This window comes from Pseudomonas fluorescens (assembly GCF_018614655.1).
GTDB classification, from domain to species: Bacteria; Pseudomonadota; Gammaproteobacteria; order Pseudomonadales; family Pseudomonadaceae; genus Aquipseudomonas; species Aquipseudomonas fluorescens_BX.
On the sequence record NZ_JAGGOG010000028.1, the window covers coordinates 1 to 13,060 of the forward strand.

15 protein-coding genes and 3 pseudogenes are annotated in these 13,060 nt (G+C 58.4%); 14 read left to right on the plus strand and 4 right to left on the minus strand.

Annotation, left to right across the window (positions count from 1 at the left end; all coding sequences use genetic code 11):
- Positions 1–185: hypothetical protein (locus J7E41_RS25115; RefSeq protein WP_214996988.1), on the plus strand; the 185-nt coding region annotated here is incomplete at its 5' end.
- 493 nt (positions 186–678) lie between these two features.
- On the opposite strand, the pseudogene J7E41_RS25120 reads toward J7E41_RS25115, so the two are convergent.
- Positions 679–1,357: pseudogene (locus J7E41_RS25120) on the minus strand (winged helix-turn-helix domain-containing protein).
- 506 nt (positions 1,358–1,863) lie between these two features.
- On the opposite strand from J7E41_RS25120, the gene J7E41_RS25125 reads away from it, so the two are divergent.
- Entirely contained in the window at positions 1,864–2,331 is a 468-nt protein-coding gene (locus J7E41_RS25125) for an STY4534 family ICE replication protein (RefSeq protein ID WP_214996989.1), read from the plus strand.
- A 123-nt stretch (positions 2,332–2,454) separates the two neighbouring features.
- Complete coding sequence (locus J7E41_RS25130; protein WP_214996990.1) at positions 2,455–2,757, plus strand: hypothetical protein; 303 nt, start codon at positions 2,455–2,457, stop codon at positions 2,755–2,757.
- Here J7E41_RS25130 and J7E41_RS25135 read toward each other — a convergent pair.
- Entirely contained in the window at positions 2,754–2,909 is a 156-nt protein-coding gene (locus tag J7E41_RS25135; RefSeq protein ID WP_214996991.1) for a hypothetical protein, read from the minus strand. The genes J7E41_RS25130 and J7E41_RS25135 overlap by 4 nt on opposite strands.
- Before the next feature lie 300 nt (positions 2,910–3,209).
- On the opposite strand from J7E41_RS25135, the gene J7E41_RS25140 reads away from it, so the two are divergent.
- The 7 genes from J7E41_RS25140 to J7E41_RS25170 are packed head-to-tail and all read left to right on the plus strand — an operon-like array spanning position 3,210 to position 8,838.
- Positions 3,210–3,698, plus strand: a complete 489-nt coding sequence (locus J7E41_RS25140) for a PilL N-terminal domain-containing protein (RefSeq protein ID WP_214996992.1) — start codon at positions 3,210–3,212, stop codon at positions 3,696–3,698.
- The gene (locus tag J7E41_RS25145; RefSeq protein WP_214996993.1) at positions 3,685–4,323 is read left to right on the plus strand and encodes a hypothetical protein; all 639 of its coding nucleotides are present in this window, start codon (positions 3,685–3,687) and stop codon (positions 4,321–4,323) included. Before J7E41_RS25140 ends, J7E41_RS25145 begins: the two co-directional genes overlap by 14 nt.
- Positions 4,320–5,036 (plus strand): TIGR03759 family integrating conjugative element protein, encoded by a 717-nt coding sequence (locus tag J7E41_RS25150; RefSeq protein ID WP_214996994.1) that lies wholly within the window; start codon positions 4,320–4,322, stop codon positions 5,034–5,036. The genes J7E41_RS25145 and J7E41_RS25150 overlap by 4 nt, the downstream gene beginning before the upstream one ends.
- A complete protein-coding gene (locus J7E41_RS25155) occupies positions 5,021–5,560 on the plus strand; it encodes a transglycosylase SLT domain-containing protein (RefSeq protein WP_214996995.1) in 540 nt (179 codons plus the stop codon). The genes J7E41_RS25150 and J7E41_RS25155 overlap by 16 nt, the downstream gene beginning before the upstream one ends.
- 2 nt (positions 5,561–5,562) lie before the next feature.
- Positions 5,563–5,973 carry an integrating conjugative element protein gene (locus tag J7E41_RS25160; RefSeq protein WP_214996996.1) on the plus strand — a complete coding sequence of 137 codons (411 nt, stop codon included), beginning with the start codon at positions 5,563–5,565 and terminating at the stop codon, positions 5,971–5,973.
- A 1-nt stretch (position 5,974) separates the two neighbouring features.
- Complete coding sequence (gene traD, locus J7E41_RS25165) at positions 5,975–8,092, plus strand: type IV conjugative transfer system coupling protein TraD (RefSeq protein WP_214996997.1); 2,118 nt, start codon at positions 5,975–5,977, stop codon at positions 8,090–8,092.
- Positions 8,089–8,838, plus strand: coding sequence for a TIGR03747 family integrating conjugative element membrane protein (locus tag J7E41_RS25170; protein ID WP_214996998.1), 750 nt, complete (start codon positions 8,089–8,091; stop codon positions 8,836–8,838). Before traD ends, J7E41_RS25170 begins: the two co-directional genes overlap by 4 nt.
- Positions 8,839–8,891: 53 nt before the next feature.
- On the opposite strand, the gene J7E41_RS25175 is transcribed toward J7E41_RS25170, so the two are convergent.
- A complete protein-coding gene (locus tag J7E41_RS25175; RefSeq protein ID WP_214996999.1) occupies positions 8,892–10,649 on the minus strand; it encodes a phosphoethanolamine transferase in 1,758 nt (585 codons plus the stop codon).
- A gap of 340 nt (positions 10,650–10,989) precedes the next feature.
- On the opposite strand from J7E41_RS25175, the pseudogene J7E41_RS28605 reads away from it, so the two are divergent.
- A pseudogene (locus J7E41_RS28605) lies at positions 10,990–11,163 on the plus strand (transposase); the annotation flags it as partial.
- Positions 11,164–11,326: 163 nt separating this feature from the next.
- Here J7E41_RS28605 and J7E41_RS28190 read toward each other — a convergent pair.
- Positions 11,327–11,668, minus strand: a pseudogene (locus tag J7E41_RS28190) (AAA family ATPase); the annotation flags it as partial.
- Between the two features lie 373 nt (positions 11,669–12,041).
- On the opposite strand from J7E41_RS28190, the gene J7E41_RS25190 reads away from it, so the two are divergent.
- From J7E41_RS25190 to J7E41_RS25200, 3 genes are read left to right on the plus strand one after another with little or no spacing between them, the layout of a single operon-like run.
- Complete coding sequence (locus J7E41_RS25190) at positions 12,042–12,464, plus strand: RAQPRD family integrative conjugative element protein (protein ID WP_251029674.1); 423 nt, start codon at positions 12,042–12,044, stop codon at positions 12,462–12,464.
- Positions 12,461–12,694, plus strand: coding sequence for a TIGR03758 family integrating conjugative element protein (locus J7E41_RS25195; protein WP_214997000.1), 234 nt, complete (start codon positions 12,461–12,463; stop codon positions 12,692–12,694). Before J7E41_RS25190 ends, J7E41_RS25195 begins: the two co-directional genes overlap by 4 nt.
- A gap of 13 nt (positions 12,695–12,707) precedes the next feature.
- Complete coding sequence (locus J7E41_RS25200; protein ID WP_214997001.1) at positions 12,708–13,058, plus strand: TIGR03745 family integrating conjugative element membrane protein; 351 nt, start codon at positions 12,708–12,710, stop codon at positions 13,056–13,058.
- Positions 13,059–13,060: the final 2 nt, after the last annotated feature.

The window sequence follows — 13,060 nt, forward strand, 5'->3', positions numbered from 1 at the left end:
TGGCATCAAAAGTGAGTCGATTCACTCATTTACTGATCCTTTTTGATCACGTTTTGAGCCTAAAAAATACAAAAAACATCATTTTAAAAAACCGGTTTTATTGCCAAAAAGGCATAAAAATTATGGAGATAACTCCCTCCGAAGATTCGGAAAATAGCCCCCCCCTTCTAAACAGCCCCGCTTGAGGGGCTGTTTTTCTCAGACATCCCACGTCCACTGGCGTCCACCGCGTTCCGCGCGCGGCACATGACGAAGCTGCCGATGTGCAAACTTCGCTGATGCTCTCACTGCTGCGGACTGTCCGCTAATGAACGGCTGCACCCAGTCGTTGACCGCTCACCTGCGCCCACCTGCCTGCTGATCCTTCGCACTGCGCCACTCTCGAAGGGCCTCCTGACGCCATGCCGTGGCGTGGCGTGAGGAGGCCCTTCGGGTCGGCAGTAATCCTCGCCGGAGCCCGCCGGCGAACCCAAGGCACCTTTTGTGCACGGGTGTGTGCCTGAACCTGCCGACCCTCGCCATGACACGAGTGAGCCTGTCGCGCCTGCCTGGACATGCGACCTCCAGCACGGCTGACGACGCCATTGTGGCACCGCTGTCCCAGCCGGTCCGTTATCACCCGGCACCTTGATCGACTCCATGCAGCGCTGCACAGGCTGTGCCATTAAACCAAGTACATCACGATGCATGTTCTTGAGCATGGGCAGGGCCAAGACGATAACCGAGGCCGCGCACGGTTTCGACGATGTCTTTACCCAATTTACGACGCAAGTTGTGGATGTGCACATTCAATGCGTTGCTTTCCAGTTCATCGTTGAGTCCATAAATGCTGTCCTTGAGTTGCTCGCCGGAAAGTACACGGCCTTTGTTATGCAGTAGGGCTTGCAATAGCGCTTACTCGCGGCGCGAAAGGTCCACCGGCTGGCCGCCGATAAAAGTTTCGCGACTGCTGGGGTCGAAGACCAGGCAGCCGTGTTCAATACGATTGACGCTGCGCCCAGCCACCCGCCGTAACAAGGTCTGTAGGCGTGCGGCCAGCTCGCGCAGATCAAAGGGCTTGAGCAGATAATCGTCGGCGCCGGCTTGCAAGCCCTCGACGCGGCTGTGACCGCATCCCGGGCGGTTAGGATCAACACCGGGATTTCCAGCCCCTGTTTGCGCTGCTTCCGTAGGAGCATTAGACCATCTTCGTCGGGCAGGCCGAGATCGAGCACCATTATTTCAAAAGTTGCGACTTTAAGCATGACCCGCGCCGCCGAGGCCGTGGCCACGCGCTCAACGGTGAAGCCCAGGCCGCTCAGGTCGGCCACGATGCCACTGGCGATCAGTTCGTCTCTTCACAAACCAGTGCATGCATGTTGTGCCCTTCATGAAAGTGGGATTGATTATCAAAATGGCGGATTAGGCAACCATGTAGCCAAGGGCCCCAACATCAGATAATTCCCACACTTTAGACCAGCGCACGATTAATCGTCGGTAGAGTTTCTGAATAATCAGTCCAAGCGCAAGGCATCTATCAAACCTGTTAGCCCGTTCCTTTTCAATGATGGGTCTCAGATCAGGCCTGAGACTTTTACAGCCTGCCCCACTCACACATGATGAGTTGAACAGACTTTTTCCACGTGGAATCGGGCGAGCCAGAAAAACGGTTTTCACCACGACAGTGCGGTCGCAATCATTCACGCTGATTCTATGTCCGCTGGCGTTGCCAGCAACATGCCCAGGTAGCCCCGATCTTCAAGGCTACGGTGTGGCGTTGAGCCCACTGATCCGCTTCTTCCATTGCTTGTTCCATCCACCCATGCGGGGAGCCATCCTCCCTACCGGGCGGCTGGCTCCGCGCTTCACTGTTCGGAGACGCTTATGACCCGTTCTTCCCACGAAGCTCGTTACTTCGATCTGCACATTACCGGTTTGGGTTATCTCAACCGCATTCGTGAAATCACGCCCAAGAAGGGCAACGGCTTTCTTGCCTGCGACATCGCCGCGCTCAATGGCCCCTGTGATAACGCCGAGTACCGGCGTTTTGACGTACGGGTGTCGGGGAGCAAAGCCCAGCAGCTGGTTCTCCGCTGTATTGAGGCGGTCGAAGCCAAGCGCAAGGTCTTGCTCGGCTTTCGTCTGGGCGACCTGTATGCCGACACCTTTGTCTACACGCGTGGCCCCAACGCTGGCCAGCAGGGCATCAGCCTCAAAGCCAGGTTGTTGTTCATTGCCTGGATCAAGGTCGAGGGCGAAACGGTGTACAAGGCCGAGCCTTCGCCTCCAGCAACCGACATTACGCCAGACGAACAGACGGCAACACCGCGTTCAGTAACCCACAAAATGTAGGTTGGCGGAAAGATCCTAAAAACGCCACCAACCTCCAGTGAGGCCTCGGCCCCGCATCCGCTTTCACCCATTGGGGTTCCTGCCCCGACGGGTGCAAGGGCCCCGTCTTCTGGAGATTTTCTTATGGACTGCAAAGACCTTGGTCAATCGAGCAATCCCAAGTTTTCATTGGGTGCTCTGATCTTCTCTGCCACTGTGGACCGCTTGGTCCGCAAGGGCAAGCTCGACCCCATGCCCCTGCTGCACCGTCATCTCTGCGGTGACTGGGGCGAGATGTGTGACCAGGATAAGGCGCTCAACGATGATGCGCTGAAGTCGCACTATCGCCTGTTCTCCGCCTACGAGGTCCCGCCCCACTATCGCGTGTGGATCATCACTGAGGCAGATCGGAGCGCCACCACGGTGCTGCTGCCCGAAGACTACTAATCGATCAACACGGCCTCTTCGGAGGCCATTGTTTTATCAGCTTCGCGCAGGCGCGCGACAACCAGCGCAAAGATGGATTCAAGCCCAGTCAACAGGTCGTGCAGGCTGACAGCCAATCGGTTGACAGTTTGCGTAATGGATTGTGCGAGCACCGCGAGTGGTCGTTGGGACAGCTTCGCATCAATACCAGACCACAATAAATCGTGGTGTCGAGCTTTGCTGAGGGCTACTACTCGCCGTTGCGGTTGCCATTGTCGTGGATCTCGCTACGTCGACAACCATAGTCCTCAACAACACGCTGGACCGCCAGTAATGCTGCATTGATTTGCGAATGCCCCTGAACCTGTTCGGAGATCACCATTGTTTGTGGTCAGTGCTATAGGCGGTTTTTTTGCTGATCTGTTTTCGAACGCCTGCAAATACTGACGCCCTTCTTTTTAGGGAATGGTGCCATGCAACGTTCACTCGCCGGTTTCGCGATATCACTCGCCCTTACGGCATGCTCGTCGCTGCCCGAATCGTCAGCCCCCCAGCCGATTGCGACACCACGCGCAGCACCTGCTCCGTCTCCGGCATGGGCGGTCCGACATTCACGCTACACCTTGGTGGAATTGTCGCCGGAGATCGCCCAGCACGATTTGTTGCTGCAGGTGATTGATGTGCGATTGCCCAATGGCCTGTCACTGAGCGTCGGCGATGCCCTGCGCTACATGCTCCGCCATTCCGGCTATCAGCTGTGCGAGGGCGGACCCGCCGTACAGGCGCTGTTCGCCTTACCGCTACCGGCTGCGCACGTCCACTTGGGGCCGATGGTCTTGCGCAGCGCGCTACTGACGCTGGCAGGGCCTGGCTGGGCGCTGCAGGTGAACGACCTCAGCCGGCAGCTGTGCTTTGTCAGCCCCGCAGCCGCTGATCAGGAGGCCGCCCGTGAAGCCTCGTGAAATTCTCAAAACGCTTCCCACCTGGCTACTGCCCGTGCTGACCGGCTTACTCGTACTCGGCGTTCTGCTTTATCAGCAACGCGGTCTCGACCAGCTGGCCGAGGCCGTGCAGCTCAACAGCAATACCCGGCAAGTGCAGTCGCTCGATGCGCGTATTTCCGTGCTGGAACAGTTCAAGGCCAGCGCGTTGACACGCCCGCCAACCGTCATCCTGAAGCAGTTTTCCGAACACGAACAGGCGCTGGAGGAGCGACTTACGGCGCTGGAAGCACAACTCGCGGACCGTGCGCTATCCAGCGATCTGCGGGGAGTACGGGAAACGCTGACGGCGTTGACGGTCTCTATACAGAAGTTTGAAGCTGAAAAAAGCAATGGTCGTGTGGTCGAACGCCGCACCCTCCAACCTACACAGAAGCGCCCACCCTTCACCCTGCGGGGCATCGAAGTGCGAGGCGGCCATTCACTGGTCGCCCTCAGCCCCCTCGACAAGCCCGAACTTGAGCACATCCTGTGGCTGCGCCTCGGCGATCAGTACTTGGATTGGCAACTGGACGCCATTGAACCGAGCGCGGTTGTATTTCAGATCGATGGCCAGCGGCGCCGCTTGGAGGTGAGGTCGCCATGATCGTGAAAGCCCTCCTCCTAGCCGCCGTACTCCTCGCACCTAACGCCGTGTTCTCGGCGCGCCCCGACGAGCTACACAGCACCGTTCGGGCCTCTGCCCTCGCGCCGCTCTCACCCCAACAACTGGCGCAGGCCTGGGGCCTCAAGCCTGAGGAGTGGAGTCGCTATGAACAGTTGATGCAAGGACCGCTGGGCACCTATTCGCCCAACCTCGACCCGCTTACGGCGTTGGGTATTGAGGCGCCATCTGCTGCCGAACGCCAACGCTATGCCGCCCTCCAGATCCAGGCCGAAGCACGCCGCGTGGAAAAACTGCTGGCGTACCAACGTGCCTACGATGCGGCGTGGACACAGCAGTTCCCCGATGTACAACCGGTTAACCTCGCCGGTATCGCTTCAGCGACGCCCCAGGTGTCGCTACCGGCGGGTAATGGCCGTTTGGCGCTCTTCGTGAAAGCCAACTGTGCACCCTGCAACGCTAAGGCGCAGACGCTGCAGAGCCGTGGGACGGCGTTCGATCTGTATTTGGTGGGCAGCGACCAGGACGACGCGCAGCTGCGCCAATGGGCCCGCCAGGCCAACCTCTCGCCCCTTAAGGTCCGTGCGCGCCGCATCACCCTTAACCATGACGGCGGACGCTGGCAATCCCTCGGGCTCCCCGGCGATCTACCCGCGCTGGTGCGCGAAGTGGGTGGGCGATGGCAGCGCCAGTGAAGCTCCGTCTTAGCCTGAGCATGCTGCTCGTCTTGGCGCCTTTAACCCTGAGCGCACAAATCCCCGAGACCTATCATCAGGTGGCGCGTCAGGCCGGAGTGCCCACCACTGTGCTGTATGCCATGGCCTTGCAGGAAAGCGGCGTGTCCATACGCAAACGCTACCAACCTTGGCCCTGGACACTGAATGTCGCCGGTAAGGGACGCTACTTCACCACGCGCGATGCAGCCTGTCGGGCACTGTTGCAGGCCCGACAGCACATGAATGCCAAGCATATCGACGTCGGGCTGATGCAGCTCAACCTGGGCTATCAGCGCCGTCACTATCAGCAGCCTTGCGACCTGCTGGATCCCACTCGCAACCTAAAGGTGGCGGCGACCATCCTGCGCCAACACCGTCGTGTGGGCGAGGACTGGCTCCCGGCCGTGGGCCGGTATCACCGCCCCGCCGGGGGCGCTCCTGCGGCCCGCTATCGTCGCAACGTAGCGCGTCATCTCAGTCAACTTGTTGCCGGGGGCAAGTGACCATGAAGCACCTTTTGATGCTTGCACTCTTGCTTGCACTCTTCGCTTCGGCGGCCACGCCCCCGGTGCGTAACGCACCCTACAGCGAAGCCGACATGTTGCCTGTCAAGACGATAACGCTTTCCCCGGGTAAAGTAGCGTCACGCCCAATGGCAACACCTGGACTACCGGCGCTGTTTTTGATCGGAGACGATCCGCTGTCACGTGCCTGGCTGCAGCGAAGGCTGCCTGCGCTGCAACAGCTCAAGGCCGTGGGCCTGGTGGTGCAGGTTGCTTCCGTCGAACAGCTGGAACGCCTGCGTGCCATGGCGCCAGGTTTGTCCTTGTACCCGGCCTCAGCCGATGATCTGGCGCAACGCCTCACGTTATCACACTACCCTGTGCTGATCACGGCGACCGCCATCGAGCAGTAGCATGAGCCAGGCCCACGCCATTGAAGTACTGCTGCGGCCCGCCGTCGAGCTGTACAGCACTGTCGTTTGTTTCGCGGCGGCGTTCTTGTGTCTGTTTGCCCCTTGGTCATTGGCATTGAATGACACCCTGGGACCGGCCGGTGCTACGGTCTTTGTGGCTTTTGGCAGTCTGCGCCTTCGCCAGGCCTGGACCGTGCTGCGTTACCAGCGCAATCTGCGCCGCCTGCCCCGCTACACCCTCACCAGCCGCCACGTGCCCGTCAGCCAGCAACGGCTGTTTCTGGGCCGGGGCTTTTGTTGGGACCAGCGGCACACCCACCGGTTGTTACAAACCTATCGCCCCGAGTTCCGCCGCTATGTCGAGATGCCCGCCTGGGTACAGGTCATCCGCCGGCTGGAAATCCGTCTGGAGTTCGCACCCTATCCACTGCGTGCCCTGCCCCGCCTGACCCGCTGGAATCATCCGCTCAACCCCGTTCGTCCACTGCCTCCCGTGGGGGGCCTTGCACGCCTGCACGGGATTGAGCCCCATGAGTTGGACGTTACCTTGCCATTGAGCGAGCGCGTCGGCCACACACTGGTCTTGGGCACAACGCGGGTCGGCAAAACCCGGCTGGCCGAGTTGCTGATCACTCAGGACATCCGGCGCAAAATCGCGGGTCAGCATGAAGTGTGCATCGTGTTCGACCCCAAAGGCGATGCTGACCTGTTGCGGCGTGTGTACCTGGAAGCCAAGCGGGCCGGACGCGAGGGCGACTTCTACGTGTTTCACCTGGGGCAGCCCGAGACCTCCGCCCGCTACAACGCCATCGGTCGTTTTGGCCGCATCACCGAAGTGGCCTCGCGGATTGCCGGGCAGCTCTCCGGTGAAGGTAACTCGGCCGCTTTCCGGGAGTTCGCCTGGCGCTTCGTCAACATCATCGCTCGTGCCCTCGTCGAGCTGGGGCGGCGACCGGATTACCTGTTGATCCAACGTCATGTCATTAACATCGATCCACTGTTCGTCGAGTACGCCGCGCACTTTTTTTCCAAGCACGACCCCAAGGCCTGGGAGGTCATCGTGCAGATCGAGACAAAACTCAATGAGAAGAACACACCACGGGCGATGGCGGGCCGCGACAAGCGTGTGGTGGCAATCGAGCTGTACCTGAACCGCAGCAAGCTCTATGACCCGGTGCTGGAAGGTTTGCGCTCGGCGGTGCGCTACGACCGCACCTACTTCGACAAGATCGTCGCCTCGCTGCTGCCGCTGCTGGAAAAGCTCACCACCGGCAAGATCGCCGAGTTGCTGGCCCCCGACTACAGCGCCCTCAATGACCCGCGGCCGATCTTCGACTGGATGCAGATCATCCGCAAACGAGCCATCGTCTATGTCGGCCTGGATGCCCTGTCCGATGCCGAAGTCGCTGCGGCCGTCGGCAACTCCATGTTCGCGGATCTGGTGTCGGTCGCGGGCCACCTCTACAAGTTCGGCATCAATGATGGCTTGCCGGGCGGTGAGTCCGGCACCCAACTGCCAATCAACGTGCACGCCGACGAGTTCAACGAGCTGATGGGCGATGAGTTCATTCCGCTGATCAACAAAGGCGGCGGTGCCGGCATGCAGGTCACCGCCTACACCCAGACCCTCAGTGACATCGAGGCCCGACTGGGTAACCGGGCCAAGGCCGGCCAGGTCATCGGCAACTTCAACAACCTGATCATGTTACGCGTACGCGAGACGGCTACGGCGGAGCTGCTGACCCAACAGTTGCCCAAGGTGGATGTGTACAGCACCTCAGTGGTCAGTGGCGCCACTGATAGCTCCGATCCCCAGGGCACGACGGCATTCACCTCCACGACCCAGGACCGTATCAACACCCATAGCGTACCGCTGATCGAACCGGCGCATATCGTTGCCCTGCCGAAGGGCCAGGCCTTTGCCCTGATCGAGGGGGGACAGTTATGGAAGATCCGCATGCCGCTGCCAGAGATAGATCCTGATGAGGAAATCCCGACGGATCTGCAGGCCTTAACCCGATACATGCAACAGACACCCGAAGAGGATGCGTGGTGGCAAGTTGCTCAAGCGAGTAACCCTCAATCGCCGACCGATCAGCAGAATGACGGCTCGCCATGAAAGATCCGGCCGTCACTGCGCAACGCCAACAGGCACGACAACAGGGTTTGCTCGTTGGCTTGATCACCTTGCCGTTTCGGTTCGTCGGCGTGCTGGGCGGCTCGTTGTTGCTGAGCATCCTGATCGAGTGTGTAGGTCTGCATCTGTTCTGGCCCGATCAAGGCTGGCGGCATGCGCAAGAGATGCTCAGTTATGAACTGGAGCAACTGCCGCGACACTTCGCCCGCAGCGTGCTGGTACAGGAGCCGGGGCAGACGGCGCAGCGCATTGTAGGGACCGCCTACGATCTACTGTTCGTACGGTCCGGGCTGGTCGAATGGGTCGAGGACGCGGCCCGACGAGCTCGGGGAGAACATCTTCGCGCCGAGCCCGATTTTCCCCGCTACCTGCGGCAGGCTTATTGGGTCCTGGAAAGCTATCTGTTGGCCGGGGCCTATACGGTGTTGGTGTTTCTGGTGCGTTTACTGGTGCTATTTCTGAGCCTGCCGCTGTTCGCCATGGCGGCCTTTGTCGGCCTGGTCGATGGACTGGTACGGCGAGACATCCGCCGTTTCGAGGCAGGACGAGAATCGGGCTTCCTCTACCACCGTGCCAAGGCCTGTGTGATGCCCCTGGCCGTACTGCCATGGGTCGTCTACTTGGCGCTGCCGATCAGCGTGGCGCCGGTATTGATACTACTGCCGGCAGCCTGCCTGTTGGGCCTCACCGTAAACCTCACCACCGCCACCTTCAAAAAGCACCTTTAAGATCATCCTTTCTGATCACAGTGCGTGAACTGCAGGAACTCATCCTCTTGTGGTCAACGATTCCTGGACATCGAATTAAGCCTTTCTTCCGCGACCGCCGACGGCACGAAACCATTGTGTTGAGGCGTCTGCCCACACCCGCTCTCGCCGTCTTTACTCGCAATTGTCAACCAGTGGCTCAATCGCACTGGGTTGCTATACCGCAATTCACTGCCTGTCTCGCATACCAACTGAATAAGGTTGTCACTAAACAATAACTTTCCATGCACGAAATGCTCATTTTTCAGCAGATTTGGGTTATCAATATGGGTTCCGAGCCGCGCGGCTAACCACGTGCCAATCTCATAATGACTAATCCATTTTTCCACCGCCAGTTCGCTCATCACTTTGGGAGAAGTATCGCGCCCAATGACTATTACTGGTACATCACTAACCTCCGGCACTAAGTCATTGTGCCCCCATTTGCCATCCTCACCTAAGCGCTGGCCATGGTCACCGGTGATGACTAAATACCGTTCACCTTCGAGACGGTCGAAGCGGGCAATGATCTCCTCTAGTAGGCCATCGAGGTAGTGAATCGAGTTGTCGTAAGCATTATTCTGGCCCTGGGGACCGCTGTGGGACCAAGGTGGTGTACCGTCCTGGTGGGCATAGTTCTTCGCGTAGGGGAGATGCGCAGTGCGCAGGTTGAGCACGACAAAATTGCGCTGATCGAAGATTTGTGCATCAAGGATATCCAGTAAAGCATGGTCCTGTTTTCTAATGAAACTAAGGGGATAATCTTCACGGGTGATAGATACATCGATGAAACGACTGCCCAGATGTGCAAGTAACCGAGATTCTTGAGAGGAGATCCAGTGGGTGCGCATGCCTGTTTCCTGAGCGAAGCGGAACAAATTAATCCGGTTATCGCGCAGAAGGTGGTCTTGACCCGGCTCGCGTATTGGATTGATCAGGTAGGGCAGGCTGACATCAGTAGCCACTCCTGCCGCTATGCCAGGCCGCACAAGGGCGGTGGGGTGGTCGGCAAGATAGCGTTGTAGTTTCGGAGTCGTCTGTCTTTCATAACCAAAGATTCCCATACGCTCTCGACGCAAAGAGTCAGCCACAACCAGCCACACATGTTGTGCGCTGCTTGAAGCCGGGCTTATCCGATAGGGGGCGAGCGATGCCATTGGTGGTATGCTTGTGCCATTGAACGCGAGACGCACGGCCCAAGCTGAAAAGCTGTTGAGACTGTTGTGTAGGCCACTACGTGTTGGGCCAGGAGTAAAAGAATCGAGATTCCGGTAGGTGGCGCGATAAGGCTTCGCCAGCAGTGCCACTGCAATCAAGATCAGCGCCCAACGGCTCTCAGGCAACTTAACGCGCCTGGGTATGTACCAGTGTAGGGCGATCAGAAGTGAATAGGGCAACAGGACACTAAATGCAGCACCCCAGTGCTGACCAAAACTATATTTGGCTACTTGCGTCACTTCTTTCGAGTCGAGCATGAGACTTCGAATATCGACAGCACTCAGCGGCTCACCAAAGAAACTTATATTGCTTAGCTGTATTAGCTGCATGACAGCGAACAGCAGCAAAATACTTACAACGAGTGGCCTGAGATTACAAAGCCATAGCATCAAGCAGAAAGCCCATACTCCCGCGACCCAGCCCGCCTCAAGTTCGGCGCGATTGTTACTCGTGAACAGTTGCTGAAGAAAGTCATCACAAATCAGCAAAAAGCAGCTCAAGCTGGCCAGTGCGCATAGGCGTAACCAAGCAGTACCTGTCTCGTGCTCTGGCTGCAGGATCAGAGACTTCAGCATAGAGGATTCTCGAAATCAGAACGGCATACTATTATCTGACCCTGAACGAGAGAGGGACGGTATTTAACTTTGATGAAGAAGAGAAAGAATCGGTACCTGCAGGTAATGTGCGCCATCATTGATGCCCCCCAGACTTCTAGAGTGAAGTTTGAGTACATGAGTGGGCAGTACTATTGCGAGTGCTCCCTTAAGACCGCCTTGATATCATTACAAATAATTACCCCCCAAAAAAAAATGGTAACATAAGTAGCACCATGGGCGGTTCAGCGCTTGGTCATCGTGGTTCTTTGCTAACATTGCGTTTGCTTGAACTTAACCTTCACCAGAGAAACCATCTGATCGCCCTTTTGAAGGTGATTGACCCTACCTCTGGATCGATGCCACCTACGTCAAGGTGCAGAGGCTGGTCGCATCGTCTCGGTGGCCGTCATAATTGCAGTGGCCGTGAACACTGACGGTGGCCACGAAGTTATGGGTATGAGGGTCGGCCCCTCAGAGGCCGAGCCGTTATGGTGGGACCTCCTATGCAGTCTCATGCGTCATGGCATGAGAGATTAGCGGTCGTTCCGCCCCCCATGAAGGCCTGAGAGCGGCTGTACCAAGATTCCACGCAACGTGGCAGCGACTGTCACATGCACTGATACGCAACACCATGGCCCACGTAAACGAAGGTCAACTTACCATGCCAGCGCTGACTTCTGCCCGGCAGGTTTGGCCGCGACCCTGGAAAAGGCATCAATTCTTTTCTTCTCAATGAAGTAGAACCTGTAGGCATCGGGGTCGGCGTCCACTGCGACCGGCAGGCCTTGGACGTCCAGCGCAACCAGTCGCGGCGCAACAAACCGGCCCTCGTGGACATTGCGCAAATACTGGACAGCGTCGATCCTCTTCCGCACTCCCTCATCCAGCGCACCGAGCAGTGCAAATTCAAGCGCTTCACAAAGGCTCGTGTTACCGCTGCCATTAGGGCCGTAAAACATAACTATCCGCTTGGTAAGATCAAACGATTCAGCGTTTGTGAAACCACGGAAGGGCCCCCGGGGTAAGTTGGCTCAGCCTCTCCCACCTCCAGCCTGGTCCTGCTGCCAGTGCGCCCAGAACGGGTTGAGGATCAAGGATGAACTATCGCCGAGCGAGTTCGACAAGATGAATGGAGCGCAGCCCCTGTCAAAGTCATCCTGCACGAGCCTGCCGAAGCGCCGTGCATCCTCTGAAGCCTGGCTCTGGGGGTGATGAAGCCAACGCATAAAGTGTTGGTAATCGTGTGCTGCAGACGCCATCCCTACCTCCGCATGTTATGACAGCAACTGGGTTCTAGCCGTCTTATGAAACGGCCGCTATAGGCTATGCACCAGCGCAGCGCTTACCCTAAATCAACATCAATGCGGAATCATGCGTTGCCGGATTGAATGCAGCAACCCCACCGCTGACCAGCAGAAGATCAGGTCCTCCTGGCAAGCGGTGGAACTGATCATGGCCAAGCATTTATCTTTGACGTTGTGGATGGCTTTGGGGGCATACTTTGCCCTCACGGCCCCGTTGCACGCAGCAGCGCCCTTGACTGCCCCTGCGACTGAGCACGCCCACCTCGCCGCCATGCTGCGTCAGCTCGACACCCTGGAGCGTCACACCGAGCGCAGCGCCGCCCTCCCTTCCCCGGTCGGTGCCCGTTACCGCTTCGACTACCTACGCCTGCGCGAGGACCTCCAGCGTATCCGCTCCGGCGTGCAGGACTACCTGACGCCCCAGCGTGCCCAACCCCGCGATCCAGCCCCCCTGGTCGGCGACTATACCGGCGAGGCTGACGCGCCATGACTGCCGCCCAACAAGCCGCCTTCCTAGCCCACAGCGGTTTTACCCCCTCGCAGATGGCCATTCTGGCGTTGTCGCTGGTATTCGCCGTCACGCTGCTCTGGGGCGCCTGGGCAGTACGCACCGCTTACACCGGCTGGGCCGAGCAACGCCTTAACCACCGTCAGTTCGTCGGTGTCGTGCTGCGTTTCCTCGCGCTGTATCTGGTGCTGACGTTCTTTCTCCTGTCCTGAGGGAGTTGTCGCAATGCCTCACGTACTGGCCCGCTTTTGCCACCCTGTACTCCTCACAGGCCTCGCCGGTCCTAGCTTGGTCGCAGCACAGGGACGCCTGCCCGCCATTGAAGACCCTTCCCGAGGCGCAGGCGACGGCATCATCCAGACGATCCAGAACTACGGTTATGACATGGTGCTATTGATCGCCTTATTGGTCGTGGCAGGAATGTTCATTGGTGTGTGCTACCACGCCTACACCCGTTACTCAGAGATTCACACCGGGCGGGCCACCTGGGGCCAGTTCGGCCTGACGATTGCGGTGGGGGCGATGCTGCTGGTGGTCGGCATCTGGTTGTTGACCAAAGCCACCACGATCCTGTGAGG

Coding starts and splice junctions, on each gene's coding strand:
- J7E41_RS25125 (WP_214996989.1), top strand. CDS start 1,864: ATGACCCGTTCTTCCCACGAAGCTCGTTACTTCGATCTGCACATTACC.
- J7E41_RS25130 (WP_214996990.1), top strand. CDS start 2,455: ATGGACTGCAAAGACCTTGGTCAATCGAGCAATCCCAAGTTTTCATTG.
- J7E41_RS25140 (WP_214996992.1), top strand. CDS start 3,210: ATGCAACGTTCACTCGCCGGTTTCGCGATATCACTCGCCCTTACGGCA.
- J7E41_RS25150 (WP_214996994.1), top strand. CDS start 4,320: ATGATCGTGAAAGCCCTCCTCCTAGCCGCCGTACTCCTCGCACCTAAC.
- J7E41_RS25155 (WP_214996995.1), top strand. CDS start 5,021: ATGGCAGCGCCAGTGAAGCTCCGTCTTAGCCTGAGCATGCTGCTCGTC.
- J7E41_RS25160 (WP_214996996.1), top strand. CDS start 5,563: ATGAAGCACCTTTTGATGCTTGCACTCTTGCTTGCACTCTTCGCTTCG.
- traD (WP_214996997.1), top strand. CDS start 5,975: ATGAGCCAGGCCCACGCCATTGAAGTACTGCTGCGGCCCGCCGTCGAG.
- J7E41_RS25170 (WP_214996998.1), top strand. CDS start 8,089: ATGAAAGATCCGGCCGTCACTGCGCAACGCCAACAGGCACGACAACAG.
- J7E41_RS25175 (WP_214996999.1), bottom strand. CDS start 10,649: ATGCTGAAGTCTCTGATCCTGCAGCCAGAGCACGAGACAGGTACTGCT.
- J7E41_RS25190 (WP_251029674.1), top strand. CDS start 12,042: ATGCGTTGCCGGATTGAATGCAGCAACCCCACCGCTGACCAGCAGAAG.
- J7E41_RS25195 (WP_214997000.1), top strand. CDS start 12,461: ATGACTGCCGCCCAACAAGCCGCCTTCCTAGCCCACAGCGGTTTTACC.
- J7E41_RS25200 (WP_214997001.1), top strand. CDS start 12,708: ATGCCTCACGTACTGGCCCGCTTTTGCCACCCTGTACTCCTCACAGGC.